This is a genomic window from Nocardioides sp., from assembly GCF_016462705.1.
In the GTDB taxonomy this organism is placed as follows: Bacteria; Actinomycetota; Actinomycetes; order Propionibacteriales; family Nocardioidaceae; genus Nocardioides.
Genome location: NZ_JAEMSS010000108.1, coordinates 1 through 14401, shown reverse-complemented (window position 1 = coordinate 14401; position 14401 = coordinate 1). Strand labels below are relative to the sequence as shown.

The 14401-nt window shown below is 71.7% G+C and carries 18 protein-coding genes; 10 read left to right on the top strand and 8 right to left on the bottom strand.

Going from position 1 to position 14401, the window contains the following annotated elements:
* Nucleotides 1-319 (bottom strand): superoxide dismutase, Ni (sodN, locus tag JHD21_RS14080; RefSeq protein ID WP_292676464.1); only part of this gene is annotated, 319 nt, incomplete at its 3' end.
* A gap of 132 nt (nt 320-451) precedes the next feature.
* Here sodN and JHD21_RS14075 point away from each other — a divergent pair.
* Genes JHD21_RS14075 through JHD21_RS14060 form a run of 4 tightly spaced genes read left to right on the top strand, consistent with a single transcriptional unit; the run spans nt 452 to nt 3626 of the window.
* Nucleotides 452-775: a S24 family peptidase gene (locus JHD21_RS14075; protein ID WP_292676462.1), complete on the top strand. Its 324-nt coding sequence runs from the start codon at nt 452-454 to the stop codon at nt 773-775.
* Entirely contained in the window at nt 756-1946 is a 1191-nt protein-coding gene (locus JHD21_RS14070; protein WP_292676460.1) for an NADP-dependent malic enzyme, read from the top strand. Before JHD21_RS14075 ends, JHD21_RS14070 begins: the two co-directional genes overlap by 20 nt.
* Nucleotides 1947-1977: 31 nt before the next feature.
* Nucleotides 1978-2946: a zinc-binding dehydrogenase gene (locus JHD21_RS14065; protein ID WP_292676458.1), complete on the top strand. Its 969-nt coding sequence runs from the start codon at nt 1978-1980 to the stop codon at nt 2944-2946.
* Nucleotides 2946-3626, top strand: a complete 681-nt coding sequence (locus tag JHD21_RS14060) for an SDR family oxidoreductase (protein ID WP_292676456.1) — start codon at nt 2946-2948, stop codon at nt 3624-3626. Before JHD21_RS14065 ends, JHD21_RS14060 begins: the two co-directional genes overlap by 1 nt.
* Here JHD21_RS14060 and JHD21_RS14055 read toward each other — a convergent pair.
* Together JHD21_RS14055 and JHD21_RS14050 are read right to left on the bottom strand one after the other, a co-directional pair.
* Nucleotides 3598-4140, bottom strand: a complete 543-nt coding sequence (locus JHD21_RS14055; protein WP_292676454.1) for a nitroreductase family deazaflavin-dependent oxidoreductase — start codon at nt 4138-4140, stop codon at nt 3598-3600. The two genes, JHD21_RS14060 and JHD21_RS14055, sit on opposite strands and share 29 nt — an antisense overlap.
* A gap of 34 nt (nt 4141-4174) precedes the next feature.
* On the bottom strand, nt 4175-4825 hold the full coding sequence (locus JHD21_RS14050) for a TetR family transcriptional regulator (RefSeq protein WP_292676452.1): 651 nt from the start codon (nt 4823-4825) through the stop codon (nt 4175-4177).
* A gap of 127 nt (nt 4826-4952) precedes the next feature.
* Between JHD21_RS14050 and JHD21_RS14045 the strand changes: the two genes are divergently transcribed.
* Genes JHD21_RS14045 through JHD21_RS14035 form a run of 3 tightly spaced genes read left to right on the top strand, consistent with a single transcriptional unit; the run spans nt 4953 to nt 7428 of the window.
* Nucleotides 4953-6035 (top strand): ferredoxin reductase, encoded by a 1083-nt coding sequence (locus tag JHD21_RS14045; RefSeq protein ID WP_292676450.1) that lies wholly within the window; start codon nt 4953-4955, stop codon nt 6033-6035.
* A gap of 14 nt (nt 6036-6049) precedes the next feature.
* On the top strand, nt 6050-7177 hold the full coding sequence (locus JHD21_RS14040) for an acyl-CoA desaturase (RefSeq protein ID WP_292676449.1): 1128 nt from the start codon (nt 6050-6052) through the stop codon (nt 7175-7177).
* A 23-nt stretch (nt 7178-7200) separates the two neighbouring features.
* A complete protein-coding gene (locus JHD21_RS14035; protein WP_292676447.1) occupies nt 7201-7428 on the top strand; it encodes a hypothetical protein in 228 nt (75 codons plus the stop codon).
* A 10-nt stretch (nt 7429-7438) separates the two neighbouring features.
* Here the strand turns inward: JHD21_RS14035 and JHD21_RS14030 are convergent, their stop codons facing one another.
* From JHD21_RS14030 to JHD21_RS14020, 3 genes are read right to left on the bottom strand one after another with little or no spacing between them, the layout of a single operon-like run.
* Nucleotides 7439-7846: an MmcQ/YjbR family DNA-binding protein gene (locus tag JHD21_RS14030; protein WP_292676445.1), complete on the bottom strand. Its 408-nt coding sequence runs from the start codon at nt 7844-7846 to the stop codon at nt 7439-7441.
* Nucleotides 7847-7880: 34 nt separating this feature from the next.
* Nucleotides 7881-8528, bottom strand: coding sequence for an acetoacetate decarboxylase family protein (locus tag JHD21_RS14025; RefSeq protein ID WP_292676443.1), 648 nt, complete (start codon nt 8526-8528; stop codon nt 7881-7883).
* Between the two features lie 55 nt (nt 8529-8583).
* The gene (locus JHD21_RS14020; RefSeq protein WP_292676441.1) at nt 8584-9393 is read right to left on the bottom strand and encodes a sulfotransferase; all 810 of its coding nucleotides are present in this window, start codon (nt 9391-9393) and stop codon (nt 8584-8586) included.
* Between the two features lie 73 nt (nt 9394-9466).
* On the opposite strand from JHD21_RS14020, the gene JHD21_RS14015 reads away from it, so the two are divergent.
* The 3 genes from JHD21_RS14015 to JHD21_RS14005 are packed head-to-tail and all read left to right on the top strand — an operon-like array spanning nt 9467 to nt 12819.
* Entirely contained in the window at nt 9467-10144 is a 678-nt protein-coding gene (locus tag JHD21_RS14015) for a helix-turn-helix domain-containing protein (RefSeq protein WP_292676439.1), read from the top strand.
* Between the two features lie 33 nt (nt 10145-10177).
* Entirely contained in the window at nt 10178-11845 is a 1668-nt protein-coding gene (locus tag JHD21_RS14010; RefSeq protein WP_292676437.1) for a hypothetical protein, read from the top strand.
* Nucleotides 11842-12819: a DUF3068 domain-containing protein gene (locus tag JHD21_RS14005; RefSeq protein WP_292676435.1), complete on the top strand. Its 978-nt coding sequence runs from the start codon at nt 11842-11844 to the stop codon at nt 12817-12819. Before JHD21_RS14010 ends, JHD21_RS14005 begins: the two co-directional genes overlap by 4 nt.
* Here JHD21_RS14005 and JHD21_RS14000 read toward each other — a convergent pair.
* Nucleotides 12737-12913, bottom strand: a complete 177-nt coding sequence (locus tag JHD21_RS14000) for a DUF6104 family protein (RefSeq protein WP_292676433.1) — start codon at nt 12911-12913, stop codon at nt 12737-12739. The two genes, JHD21_RS14005 and JHD21_RS14000, sit on opposite strands and share 83 nt — an antisense overlap.
* A 6-nt stretch (nt 12914-12919) precedes the next feature.
* Nucleotides 12920-14401, bottom strand: a 1482-nt coding sequence (locus JHD21_RS13995; protein ID WP_292676431.1) for a thiamine pyrophosphate-dependent enzyme, incomplete at its 5' end; no start/stop codon positions are given.

Below are 14401 nucleotides of genomic sequence, written 5' to 3'. Positions count from 1 at the left end.
CGCCCTTGGTGCCGGCGGCACCGGCCAGCTTGGTGGCCTCGTTGACCAGCGTGTGGAGCTGCGGGTACTTCTCGAAGTGCGGCGGCTTGAAGTAGTCGGTCCACAGCACCCAGAGGTGGTGCTTGACCAGCTCGGAGCGCTGCTCCTTGATCAGGATCGCGCGGGTCCGGAAGTCCGGGTCGTCGTTGTCGGCGACCTTGGCGATGATCGCCTTGATCGACTCGGCCTCGATCCGGGCCTGGGCGGGGTCGTAGACGCCGCAGGGGAGGTCGCAGTGGGCCGAGACCTCGATCGTGGGGGCCAGCAGTCGAGCGAACATGGGATCTCCTCAAGTCGTGGATGCTTTCGGGGGTCCACGGGGGCGGAGCCCCCGTGCGTTGGGACACTACTCCGCGTGCTCCCTGACCCGCCTGCGGTACCCCATGCCGGACAGGGCACGCGGCGGTGGGGGATGGCGGTCGTCACCGGCGACTCGATGCGTCCCCGGCTGCGACCGGGCGACCGCCTCGTCGTCGACTACCGGCGAAGCCCGCGGGAGGGCGACGTCGTGGTGGCCCGGCTGGCGGACGGGACGGTCGTGGTGAAGCGGGCCGCCGAGCGGCGTACCACGCGCACCGGCGAGCCCGGGTGGTGGCTGCTCTCCGACGACCCCGACGCCGGCGTGGACTCCCGGCACCGCGGCGTCGTACCGGCCGCGGACGTGATCGCAGTGGTCCGGTTCCGGCTCGGGCTACCCCGCATGCCAGACTCTCCGGGTGCCAGAAGGAGCGTCTGACGCAGCCCACCCCCTGGCCGGTGACCCGGTCTTCGACCTGCACGTCGGGGGCAAGATGGAGGTCCGCTCGACGGTCTCGCTGAGCGGCCGCGACGACCTCTCGATGGCCTACACGCCCGGTGTGGCGAGGGTCTGCGAGGCGATCGCCGCCGACCCGGCGATGAGCCGCCACTACACCTGGGTGCCCAACACGGTCGCGGTCGTCACGGACGGCACCGCGGTGCTGGGCCTGGGCGACATCGGGCCCGCTGCCGCGATGCCGGTCATGGAGGGCAAGGCCGTGCTGTTCAAGCAGTTCGGGGGCGTCGACGGCGTGCCCATCTGCCTGGCGACCACGGACACCGAGGAGATCATCGAGACCGTGGCGCGGCTGGCGCCGAGCTTCGGCGGGATCAACCTCGAGGACATCTCGGCGCCGCGCTGCTTCGAGATCGAGGACCGGCTCAAGGCGATGCTCGACATCCCGGTCTTCCACGACGACCAGCACGGGACCGCCGTGGTGGCGCTCGCCGCGCTCACCAACGCGCTCAGGCTCACCGGCAGGACCCCCCAGTCGACGCGGGTGGTCATCTCCGGTGCCGGTGCCGCAGGGGTCGCGGTCGCCAAGATCCTGCTCAACGCCGGGATCAAGGACCTGGCGGTCACCGACCGCAAGGGCGTGCTCCACTCCGCGCGTGGCGACCTGACGCCCGTGAAGCGGGCGCTCGCCGAGGTCACGGCCGACCAGACCGGCCGCACCGGGACGCTGGCCGACGTCCTGGACGGTGCGGACGTCTACCTCGGCGTCTCCGGCGGCACCGTGCCGGAGGCGGACGTCGCCCGGATGGCCCCGGAGGCGATCATCTTCGGCCTGGCCAACCCGGTCCCCGAGGTGCATCCCGACATCGCGCACAAGTACGCGCGGGTCGTCGCCACCGGCCGCTCGGACTTCCCCAACCAGATCAACAACGTGCTGGCGTTCCCCGGCATCTTCCGCGGGGCCTTCGACGTGCACGCCCGCGCCATCACCGAGGGGATGAAGCTGGCCGCCGCGGAGGCGCTGGCCGCTCTCGTGGGGGACGACCTCGCCGAGGACATGGTCATCCCGTCGCCGTTCGACCCGCGGGTGGGGCCGGCTGTGGCGGCGGCCGTCTCGGACGCGGCCCGGCGCGACGGGGTCGCCCGGCTCTAGACCGTTGCCGGGGGCTCGATAACTTGGCGGCATGTTCGCCGTCTACGCCGAGTCCTTCAGCTCCGACGACCCGCTGGCCGGGCTGGTGCTCGGTGAGCGGCCGGAGCCCGACGTCCCCGACGGCTGGACCACCATCACCGTCAAGGCCGCCTCGCTCAACCACCACGACCTGTTCTCCCTGCGTGGTGTCGGGCTGAAGCAGGAGCAGCTGCCGATGATCCTCGGCACCGATGCCGCGGGCCTCGACGAGGACGGCAACGAGGTGGTGGTCCACGGCGTCATCAGCGACCCCGCCTGGACCGGTGACGAGACCCTCGACCCCAGGCGGTCGCTGCTCTCCGAGCGCTACCAGGGTGCGATGGCCGAACGGGTCGCCGTGCCGCGCCGCAACGTGGTGCCCAAGCCCGGTTCCCTGTCCTTCGCCGAGGCCGCGTGCCTGCCGACCGCCTGGCTGACGGCCTACCGGATGCTCTTCACGCGAGGGGAGCTCCGGCCCGGCGAGACCGTGCTGGTCCAGGGCGCCGGGGGAGGGGTCGCCACCGCGGCGATCGTGCTGGCCCGCGCGGCGGGGCTACGGGTGCTGGTCACCAGCCGCGACGAGGCGAAGCGCGCCAAGGCCGTGGAGATCGGCGCGCACGAGGCCTACGAGAGCGGGGCCCGGCTGCCGGAGAAGGCGGACGCGGTCATCGAGACGGTCGGCAGGGCGACGTGGTCCCACTCGGTGCGCTCACTGCGGCCGGGTGGGCGGATCATCACCTCCGGCACCACCTCGGGCCCGAACCTGGACGACGCCGAGCTCACCCGGATATTCTTCCTCCAGCTGTCGGTGATCGGCTCCACCATGGGCACCCGCGACGAGCTCGCCGACCTGGTCACGATGCTCGACTCGACCGGTGTCCGGCCGTTGATCGACCGGGAGCTGCCGATGGACCGGGCCGAGGAAGGGTTCGCGGTGATGGCCGGGGGCGACGTGTTCGGCAAGATCGTGTTCACCCGCTGATGACGGCGCACCTGCTGACCGGGGCGGGCTCGGGCATCGGCCGCGTCGTCGCGGAGCGCCTGATCGAGCGCGGTGACGAGGTGGTGCTGGTCGCGCGGTCCACCTCGCGGGCACACGACCTGCGCGAGGACCACCCCGGTGCGACCGTGCTGGTGGCGGACCTGGCGAGGCCCGACGAGCTGGAGTCGCTCGCGGAGTCGCTGCCCGAGACCCTGGACTCCCTGGTCAACGCGGCGGGCGTCGTCGACCTCGGACCGGTCGGCGACCTGGGTGCCGCGGTGTGGCAGGAGCAGCTCGCCGTCAACCTGGTGGCGCCGGCCGTGCTGACCCGCCTGGCCCTGCCGGCCCTGCGGGCCGCCCGCGGCACGGTCGTCATGGTCAACTCCAGCGCCGGCCTGCAGGCACACCCGCGGTGGTCGGCGTACGCCGCCTCCAAGCACGGGCTGCGGGCGCTGGCCGACTCGCTGCGGGCCGAGGAGCTGGAGCACGGCGTGCGGGTGACCACCGTCTACCCCGGGCGCACGGCCACCCCGATGCAGCGCAAGGTGCACGACCAGGAGGGCAAGGACTACGACCCGGCGGCCTGGATCGACCCGGCCACGGTGGCCGACGCGATCCTGCACGTGCTGGACCTGCCTCGTGACGCCACGGTCACCGACCTGACGATCCGGCCGACCTGACCGGGTCCAGCATGAACACCCGGAGCCGGCGCGTGGAGCCGATCCGCTCGCGGTACTTGGCGTAGCCGATGTAGCGACTGGCGGCCTCGGCCACCACCTGCTCCAGCTCGGCCGCGGTGGCCGGCCGGGCGACCACGTCCACCGCCCGGTCGCGATAGCTGACGACGGCGTGCGGGTCCGCCTCCAGGTTGAGGACCCAGGCGGGCGTCGACTCCTGGCCGAAGTTGGTGCCGAGCAACGCGACCGACTCGCCCATCGGGAAGCCGATCAGGTGCGAGGTGCGTGGCTGTCCGGACCTGCGGCCGGTCGTGGTGAGGTCCAGGACCGCCAGACCGGCGAGCAGCTGAGGGGCACTGGTCCGGCCGCGGCTCAGCCGACCGATGACGTCGTCGAGGTGCCGGAGGGTCCGCGCGAACAGCCAGGCGCCCGGACGGCTGCCGCCGAAGGCCTTGACGGCCCGGCGCAGCGGGTTGTCCGGGCGATGGGCGTAGCCGAGCTCGGTCGCGAGTGCCATGCGCGAGTAGACCACGACGCGGCGACCACGGGCGTCAGGGCCGCGACTCCCAGTTGAGGGCGCCGATCAGCACCATCCGCAGCTGCGTGCGGGCCGTCTCGGTGATCTCCTTCTCGGCGCTCTGCTGGGCTTCGGGCCGCGCCCCGGAGGACAGCAGCTGCTCGGCGGTGGAGACCATCGCGGTCACGATCAGGTTCGAGAGCACCCGGAGGTCCTCGGCGGTCCACTTGTCGGGTCCGGGCAGTCGTGCCAGGTCGGTGGCGAGCTCGCGCTCGCACAGCTCGATCTCGTGACGGATCGCCTCGCGCACCGAGAGCGGTCCGGCGCCGCGCTCACGGGCGATGAAGAGGAAGTGCGACCGGTGCTGGCGCACGTGGCGCAGGAGTGTCTCGACCGACCCGTCGACGATGCCGCTGAAGGTGGTGACGACGCCCGGACGGCGTACGTCGCGCAGCATCGCTCGCAGCGACACGAACGACTCGTCGACGAGCGCGAGGCCCAGCGACTCGATCGACTCGAAGTGCCGGTAGAACGCGGTCGGCACGATGCCGACCTCCTTGGCTACCTGCCGCAGGGACACCGCCGCCAGGCTGCTGTCCTCACAGAGGGCGAGCGCCGCGTCCAGGATCGCCCGACGGGTCCGCTCCTTGCGCTCCACCCGGGTCTCGGGGCGGTTCGTGGTCACGCCGACATCCTACTTGGTGAACATGTGTCCACCCTCACGCGCGACGCGCTTGACCGTCAGGCGGCGCCTCCGTCAGGCTTTCAGTGTACGAACGTACACCGAACTTCCTGTGAGGAGGCGCATGATCATGGGACTCGACCTTCCCGGCACCATCCTCCGCTCGCGTGCGGTGGCGGCGCTGGCGTTCCCCCAGGGGATCGACCGCTACCTCGAGCAGGTCAACCCGATGTGGGCGGCCCACGAGGTCCGCGCCCGGATCGTCGACATCCGCCGCGAGGTCGACGTCCCCGGACATCCGCCGGTCGCCACGATCACGCTCCAGCCGACGTCCACCTGGCGGGGCCACCGGGCCGGCCAGCACGTCCAGCTCGGCGTCGAGGTCGACGGCGCTCGCCGCACGACCAGGGTCTTCACGATCTCCAGCCCCGACAGCCGCCAGGGCGACAGGTTCACGGTGACGATGCGCGCCAACCCCGGTGGGGTGGTCTCCCGCTTCCTCGTCGAGCGTGCCGCGCCCGGCACGATGGTCCACCTCAGCCAGGCCCAGGGTGACTTCGTCCTGCCGGACCGGGTGCCCGAGCACGTGCTGTTCATCTCCGGTGGCTCCGGCATCACCCCGGTCATGTCGATGCTCCGCTCGCTGCAGCGCCGCACCCATCGGGGCCAGGTCACCTTCCTGCACTACGCGCAGAGCCCCGAGCACCAGATCTTCGCCGAGGAGCTCGACGAGGTCCGGCGCTCCGGCCACGGCATCGACGTGCACCTCCTGCACCCCGAGCAGGGCGACCCGAACCTGTCGCCGGCCTACCTGGAGCGTCTCGTCCCCGGCTACCGGGACGTGCCCACCTGGGCGTGCGGGCCGGCGCCGATGATCGAGGCCGTCCGAGCGGCGTACGACGAGTCGCCGGCACTGCGGGTCGAGTACTTCCAGCCCCCACGGACCTCGGGGACCTCCGCCGCCGGCGACGTCGCCTTCACCAAGGCCGGCCTGGAGGCGCCCAACACCGGCGCGCCCCTCCTCGAGCAGGCCGAGGCGCTCGGGCTGTCGCCCGAGTTCGGCTGCCGGATGGGCATCTGCTTCTCGTGCACGGCCCTGAAGAAGGCCGGCACCGTCAAGAACGTCCTCACCGGCGAGGAGTCCTCCTCGGCCGAAGAAGAGATCCGAGTCTGCGTCAGCGCCCCCGTGGGCGACTGCGTCGTCGAGCTCTAGCGAAAGGCTCCATCGTGAACGCAACCACCAAGACCAAGACCATGAAGACCAACAAGACCAACCTGACCGACGAGCAGCTCGAGCGGTTCGGCGAGGAGCTCGACGCCCTTCGACAGCGGGTCCTGGCCGACCTCGGGGAGGAGGACGCGGCGTACATCCGCAACGTCGTCAAGCGGCGCCAGCAGCTCGAGATCGCCGGTCGCGCGCTGTTCTACCTGCCGCCGGCCTGGCCGCTCGCGGTCGCGGCGCTGAGCCTCTCCAAGATCCTCGACAACATGGAGATCGGCCACAACGTCATGCACGGCCAGTACGACTGGATGGGCGACCCGGGGCTGAACTCGCGGATGTACGACTGGGACACGATGTGCCCCGGCGAGCAGTGGAAGTACAGCCACAACTACATCCACCACACCTACACCAACATCCTCGGCAAGGACCGTGACATCGGCTACGGCATCCTCCGGATGGACGAGGACCAGCCGTGGCGCCCGCAGTACCTGGGCAACCCGGTCTACGCGCTCCTGCTGATGCTGTTCTTCGAGTGGGGTGTCGCCCTGCACGACCTCGAGGTCGAGAACATCGTGGCCGGCAAGCGGAAGATGTCGGACAACAAGCCGCTCTACCCCGGCCTGATCCGCAAGATCCGCAACCAGACGATCAAGGACTACCTGCTGTTCCCGGCGCTGACCGGGCCGCTGTTCCCGCTCACGCTGGCGGGCAACGCGACCGCCAACCTGGTGCGCAACGTCTGGGCGTTCAACATCATCTTCTGCGGGCACTTCCCTGCAGGCGTGGCGACGTTCTCCCAGGAGGAGTGCGAGGACGAGACCCGCGGTCACTGGTACTACCGCCAGCTCCTCGGCTCGGCCAACATCACCGGCGGCAGGCTGTTCCACGTGCTGTCCGGGAACCTGTCGCACCAGATCGAGCACCACCTGTTCCCCGACCTGCCGGCCCGGCGCTACCCGGACCTCTCCGTCGAGGTGCAGGAGATCTGCCGACGCTACGGCCTGCAGTACAACACCGGCCGGCTCTCCAAGCAGCTCTTCAGCGTCGCCTCGAAGATCTGCCGGATGGCACTGCCGGACCGGAAGGCCGAGGACGGGGACGCCCCTGTGACCCAGGACGCGTTGGCCGCCTGAGCCCCCGGGGTCAGACTGGTCCCATGACCGACTCCCCGAACCTGCCGCCCTCGGGCGAGCCGGAGCGACTCAGCCAGGCCGAGATCGGCAAGGACAGCATCCAGGCGACCATCGAGGCGGCGGCCGGGACCGCGGGCGAGGTGGCCACGATCGTCACCTCCGCGGTGCGGGACGTGGTCACCGCCCTCGGTGGCCTGGCCACCGAGGTGTTCGAGATCCGGGACGCCGCCAAGAAGGCCCAGGACGACTGACCCCGGCCGCTCAGCGCTGATCGAGGGCGCGGACCAGCTTCTGTGGCGCGCAGCAGCGGTAGGACTCGGTGACCAGCTCGGCGACCTCGGCCCAGTCGGTGTCCGGGTCCAGGACCAGGCCGACGATGGTGCCCGACCACGGCGGCTTGTAGAACGGCAGCGGCGCGTTGGTCAGGGCGAGGAGCTCGTCACCGCACGAGTGGAACGTCAGCACCGTCGTCGGCTCCGTGATCCCGGTGAGGTCGCGGAACGAGGACTCGTAGCCCTCCTGGCCGACCATCACGTGCGCGAAGGTCCTCGTGCGGACCCGCCAGCGCACGCCGGTCCAGGCGTCCTCCTCGTAGGCCTCGGGCAGGGAGAGCGCGACGGCGGCCAGCCGCCGCACGATGGCTGGCCCGGGTTCGATCCGCCGCGGCACGGCGCCGAGTCTGACAGCGAGGGCCGACAGCCGCTCAGCCGAAGGACATCCGGAAGGCCGCCTGCCGGAACGACGCGAGCTGGCGGGCGCCGGCCAGCCAGCCCAGCGGGCCGCCCGGGTTGATGTCCCAGTGCGCCCGGGCCGGCAGCGTCTTGGACGAGCCCTGCAGGGTGGCGACCCGCTCGTCGCCGCCGGTGTCCTCGATCCCGGGCTGCCAGGTGCCGCCCTTGAACGGGATCCGCGGTGCGGCCCGCGAGACGTCGCGGAACGTCGCCGCGGCGATCGGGACGCGTCCCTCACGGGCGGTCCACTCGGTCGTGGACCAGGGTCCGCGGTGCTCCGACTCGAGGGTGAAGTCGCAGAGTCCCTTGGGGATGGCCCACAGCTCGCGGCCACCGGCCACGGAGGCGGGCGAGTCGACCCAGATGTCGGTGATCGACACCCGGCGACCGTGCCGGTCGGTCGAGAGGGGGCGGGCGACCAGCAGCTCGCTGTAGGTCAGCGGGCTGCCCTCCTCGTAGGAGACGAACGCGGCGCCGTAGATGCCGGCCGGGCGGAGGTCGTCGACGGGGTCCGCCACCTTGAACAGGGTCAGCCAGAGCGAGCCCACCATGTGCCACGGTGCGGCCGGGTAGCTGACGCCGGCGGTCGGGGACTCCACCCACTCGATCTGTGCGGTCACGGCGACACAGTAGTGGCGACCCGATCCCGCGACGCTGGCGCCGTCCGGGTGCGGCTCACCGGGTCCGGGCGAAGAAGTCGGTCCCGAGCTCCTCGGTGAGATAGCGATCGTCGTCGGCGACGTTCGCCTCGGCCCGTGCGACCACGGAGGGCGGGATCTCCGCCCGGGCGGACCGGTGGATCGTGGTGCGCAGCCGGGTGTAGCCGGCGTACCGGTCGACTCCCACGTGGTCCTCGACCCGGGCGATCAGGTCCTCCGGCTGCTCGCGCACGTCCCCGAACGGCAGGGCCAGGACCCGGGAGAAGTGTGCCTGCCAACGAGGAAGGCTCGCGCCGTAGCGTCCGCGGGGGGCTCGGCGGGTCATCAGCTCGTAGCGGGCGGCCCACTCCTCCTCGGTCGTCGGGGGCGTCAGCCCGCCCGCGGTGCGCGTGGCCCACATCCGCAGCTGGGACAGCTCGCGGTCCAGTGGCCGCCGGACCACGACCAGCACCGGGACGTCGCCGAGCAGCTCGCGCGCCGACCGCACCCGTTCCTCGTCCATGCCGAGATAGGCCGGCGTGACGTCGCCACCGCGGGTCCCGGAGCGCCGGGGGTCGGTGAACAGCTCCTGGTACCAGTCCAGCGAGACGGCCGGATGACGCTGGATCCGGTCGAGGTAGTCGGCCATGGAGGGCTCGTCCGACTCGCGGCGGGCCCGCTCGGCCAGCACCGCGACCCGGCGCCGTAGCGGCCGCCCGACGCGGTCGAAGAAGTGCGGCTCGCCGATCGGCGGGACCCACACCTGGGGGTGCTCCTGGAGCACCTGGGCGAGCCAGCTGGTCGCCGCCTTCTGGGCGCCCACGCACACGAAGTCCGGCAGGGTCACGGAGCCACCTGCGACGTCACCCGGACAGGCTAGTGGTGCCCCCTGCCATCGTCCTCCGTGCCATAGTCCCCCCGTGGCTGAGCCCGGGCGCGACGACGTCCTCACCCCCGGCGAACGCGACCTCCCCACCGACCGCCGGCTGCTGCTGGCCGCGGAACGGCTGTTCGCGGCGCACGGCGTCGGTGCGGTGTCCCTGCGGACCGTCATCTCGGCGGCGGGTGCCAACGTCGCGTCGGTGCACTACCACTTCGGGTCCAAGGAGGAGCTCCTCGCCGCCCTGCTCCGGGACCGCACCGATGCGCTGCACCGGCGCAGGATGGCCCTGATGGACGCCGTGCTCGCGGGCGGCGACCCGACCTGCCGGGACATCGCCGACGGCCTGGCGAGACCTCTCCTGGAGCTGGTGGAGCAGGGTGCCGCCGACTGGGTACGCGTCGTCGGGCAGATCCTCACCACCAGGTCCCTCGGACCGCAGCTCGGCGCGGTCTTCGAGGGCCAGTGGCGCGACTGGGACCGGATCTACGGGCTGGCCCGACCGGAGCTCACGGCGAGCACCCGCGCGTTCCGTCTGGCCCAGGCCCTGGACACCTCCATCGGCGTGCTCGGTGCCGCCGAGGGCTACGCCGACTGGCTGGGGCAGTCGGGTCCCGGGGGCGTGGCGGTCGTCTACGGAGAGCTGGTGGACGCCGTCGTGGGGATGCTGGAGGCGGAGAGCACCCGTAGGAGCGACACGGCGCATTCAAACACTTGATTCAATCGTCTGTTTGAACCTAGGGTCGCGGTCGTGCTCCGAGCCGTCTGCGTCCTTCTGCTCCTCCTGGCCACTGGCGGTGCCTCCGGTTCCGGGCCGGCCGCCGGCCCGGACCGCCTCGAGGACGCGGCCTGTCCCGCGGCCCCTGACCTGGCGCCGTGCAACCCGTTCCTGGCGTCCACCGCCCAGGCGGCGACGCACGGCAACAGCTACCGGCAGTCGACCTACCTGGCCGCCACCGACCCGGACGGACGGCTCCGGGCGGAGCACCTGGAGCTGGACGGGGCGGTGCCCATCTGGGCGCACGTGGGGGCGCCGTACGCCGACGGGACGACACCGCTCTGGCTCAACGTCGCGGGCACCGAGCAGGTGGTCAAGCTCGACGCGGACACCCTGGAGGTCCTCGCCGAGACGCCTCCGCGGGTGCCCCGGCAGGGGATGGGCGTCGCCTACTACGAGCTGAACCGCGACAACCAGGTGATCCGTCTCCACGGGTCGGTCGTCGAGGCCTGGGGTGACGTCGACCCGGGTGACCCGCACTCGGGGATCGCCAGGCTCGCGGCGTTCCCCGTTCCCCCGGCATACCTGTGCCAGGACGAGGACCTCGTGGGGCTCGCGCACACCTACGACGGCGGCATCGTGGTCGGTACGTCGCTCGGCAACCTGCTCGTGCTGCCCGCGGACCCCCAGGACTGGGACGCCGGGCCCCTCGCCCGTGGCTCGGTGAACGGGGACCAGTGCGCGGCGCCGGACGACACCGGGCTCGAGCTGATGAGCAACACCATCGCCGTCGACGAGACCGGGGGCATCTACGTGGTCAGCGACCGCGCGCAGTACCGGTTCGACGTGACCGGCTCGGTCGTCGAGCAGACGTGGCGGGTCGGGTACGAGAGCACGTCGGTCGGTGCCTTCACCGGCGGCAGCGGGTCCACGCCGACGTTGATGGGTGGTCCAGGACAGCAGGACCGGTTCGTGGTCATCACCGACGCCAGCCGGTTCATGCGGCTCAACGTCTACTGGCGCGACGAGGTCCCGTCGGGCTGGGTGCCGCCGCGCGGCGACGACCCTCGGCTGGCGTGCTCGGTGCGGGTGGACTTCGGCCAACCGGACCGGCCGGGCACCAAGACCGACCAGAGCGTCGTCGTGGACGGCTATGCCAGCTACGTCGTCGACAACACGGTGCGTGGCCTGCCGCAGCTGGAGAGCCTCCCGTCGACCTCACGGGTGGTGTTCACCGAGCTCGCGGGCAGCATCCCTCGGCACGCGCCGCGAGGAGCGGCCCGCATCGACTGGGACCCGGAGAGCCGGACGTGCCGGACGGTCTGGGTGAACCCGACCGTGAGCTTCCCCACCGGGATCCCCATGGTGTCGCGTGGCTCGGGCCTGCTCCTCGACAACAGCCTCGGCCGCGTGGACGGGCGCGCGGTGTTCGGGGTGCGGGCCCTCGACGCGCGGACCGGGGAGAACCGCTGGTTCGTGCCGGGGGCACACCAGGGCTGCGGCGACGAGCTCGAGCCGCTGCTCGACCTCGTGGGGGCGCGTGCGCCCGACGCGCCGTTCCCCGTGGTGACCGACAACATCTGCGAGAACGCCAACTTCGCCGGGATGACCATGGACGGTCAGGGGCGCATCTACACCGGCACCACGTACGGCCTCAGCAGGTTCGCCCCGGACGAGGGTGCCGGGGGAGCCGGCCGATGAGCCTGCGCAGCCGCGTCCTCGTCCCGGCCGGTGGTCTGGCCGTCCTCGGGGCGGTCCTCCTGCCGACCCAGGTGGCACCACGGCTCGAGACGCTGCCGGCCGATCCCGACGTCACCACGACGTTGCTGGCCGCCGATGCCGAGATCCTCGACGTCGAGACTCAGTCCACCGTGGTGCGCGACCTCACGCTCACCTCCTACACCGACGGCTACCGGGCGACCGGCTCGCCACCCGACGGCGTCGCGCAGTGGCGGACCGAGGCGACCATCGCGTCGGACGACGGCCTCGTCCGCTCGCAGACGTGGGAGGTGGCGGCCTTCGACGAGCGGACCGGCCGGGCGTCGGACTGCTGTGAGGGGTTCCGGGTCACCGCGACCGGGGCCGCGGAGCCGGTGTCCCGATCGGGGCAGGTCCTGAAGTTCCCGTTCCGCACCGAGCCGGTGGACCACGAGGTGTGGGACCCCGCCCTGGGTGCCCCGGTGACGGCGGCGTACGTCGGCGAGGACACGGTCGACGGCGTGCGGGCCTACGAGTTCCGGAGCGTGGTGCCCCCCACCGACGTCGGACCCACGACGGTCCCGGCGTCGATCATGGGCATCGCCAGCGTGCAGGACGTCGAGGTCCGGCAGGTGTACGAGGGGGAGCGGACGGTGTGGGTGGAGCCCAACACCGGAGGGCTGCTCGACGTGCGGCAGCGGGTCCGGCAGACCCTGGTGAGCGACGAGACGGTGGTCGTGGCCCTCGACGCCACCTTCGTGCTCGGTGCCGAGAGCCGGGCCGACGGGGTCGAGCAGCTGCGCCAAGGGATCCATCTGGGCCGGATGCGGGCGACCTACCCGCTCGGCCTGGGCATCGCGGGGCTGCTGCTCGTCGCCGGGGGTGCGGTCCGGCTCAGTCCTCGGGGTCGTCCAGCCGGGCGAGCCAGGTCGCGAACCTCTCGACGGCCGTCTCGAACTCCGGGTGGACGTCGGTGAACTCGCTCAGCCGCTCGGCCAGCCAGGCGAGGGAGACCTCCTCCTCGCCCCGGCGGGCCTGTAGCTCCTCGATGCCGCGGTCGGTGAAGTACACGAGCGTCTAGCTGAAGGCCCGCTCGAGCAGGTCCTTCTGCTCCTCGAGGTGGCGCTTCACGGTGCCGACCGAGGGCGACGACGACGCCTGCCGGGTGACCGGCTCGACGGTCGCGTCCAGCTCGGGGGCCACGTTGAGCGCGTAGTGCGGCCACGGCCCCTGGTTGGACGGCTCGTCCTGGACCCAGCGCACCGTGCTCAGCTTCGGGAAGCGCGCGATCTCGGCCTTGATCTCGTCGAGCGGGCGCGGGTAGAGCTGCTCGACGCGGGCGATGGCGAACCGCTCCTTGTTCTCCCGCTTCGCCCGTTCGACCATCAGGTCCCAGGTGACCCGGCCCGAGCACAGCAGGAACGTGTCGACCTTCTCCGGGTCGGCCTCGGCGTCGCCGATGAACGGCCGGAAGGTGCCGCTGGTGAAGTCGCCGGGCGAGGAGGCCGCCTCCTTGCGCTTGAGCATCGACTTCGGGGTGAACACGATCAACGGCCGGTGCTCCTCGCCGAGCGAGTGGCGGCGCAGCAGGTGGAAGTACGACGCCGGCGTGGACGGCTGGGCGACCACGAACGCGTCGTCGGCGCACAGGGTCATGAACCGCTCGATCCGTGCGGACGAGTGGTCCGGTCCCTGGCCCTCGTAGCCGTGCGGGAGCAGGAGCACGACGCCGGACTCCTGACGCCACTTGGTCTTGCCCGAGGTGATGAACTCGTCGATCACCGTCTGGGCGCCGTTGACGAAGTCGCCGAACTGGGCCTCCCACATGACCAGGGCCTCGGGGCGGGCCACGGAGTAGCCGTACTCGAAGCCCAGCGCGGCGTACTCGGACAGCAGTGAGTCGTAGACGTGGAAGCGCGCCTGGTCCTCGGTGAGGTTGGCCAGCGGCGTCCACTCGTCGGCGTTGACCCGGTCGATGATCGTCGCGAAGCGGGAGGCGAACGTCCCCCGTCGGGAGTCCTGGCCGGCCAGCCGGACCGGACGCCCGTCCATCAGCAGCGCCCCGATCGCCAGGATCTCGCCGGTGCCCCAGTCGATCGGCCCGTCGGCGATGGCCTGGGCGCGCCGCTGGAGCTGCGGCATCACCTTCGGGTGCACGGTGAAGCCGGCGGGCGGGGTCACGTAGGCGTCCGCGATCCGCTTCAGCACCTCGGGCACCACGGCGGTCGCGGTCTCGCCGGCCGGCTTGTCCGGGTAGTCGGGGACGGTGGTCCACTCCGAGGGCTGGCTGGTCGCCTCGCGCACCTCGGTGAAGACCCGTTCCAGCTGCTGCTGGTAGTCGCGGAGGACCTGCTCGGCCTCCTCGAGCGTGATGTCCCCGCGGCCGATCAGCGACTCGGTGTAGAGCTTGCGCACCGAGCGCTTCTGCTCGATCAGGTCGTACATCAGCGGCTGGGTGTACGACGGGTCGTCGCCCTCGTTGTGACCGCGGCGGCGGTAGCAGACGAGGTCGATGACGACGTCCTTGTTGAACGCCTGGCGGTACTCGAACGCGAGCCG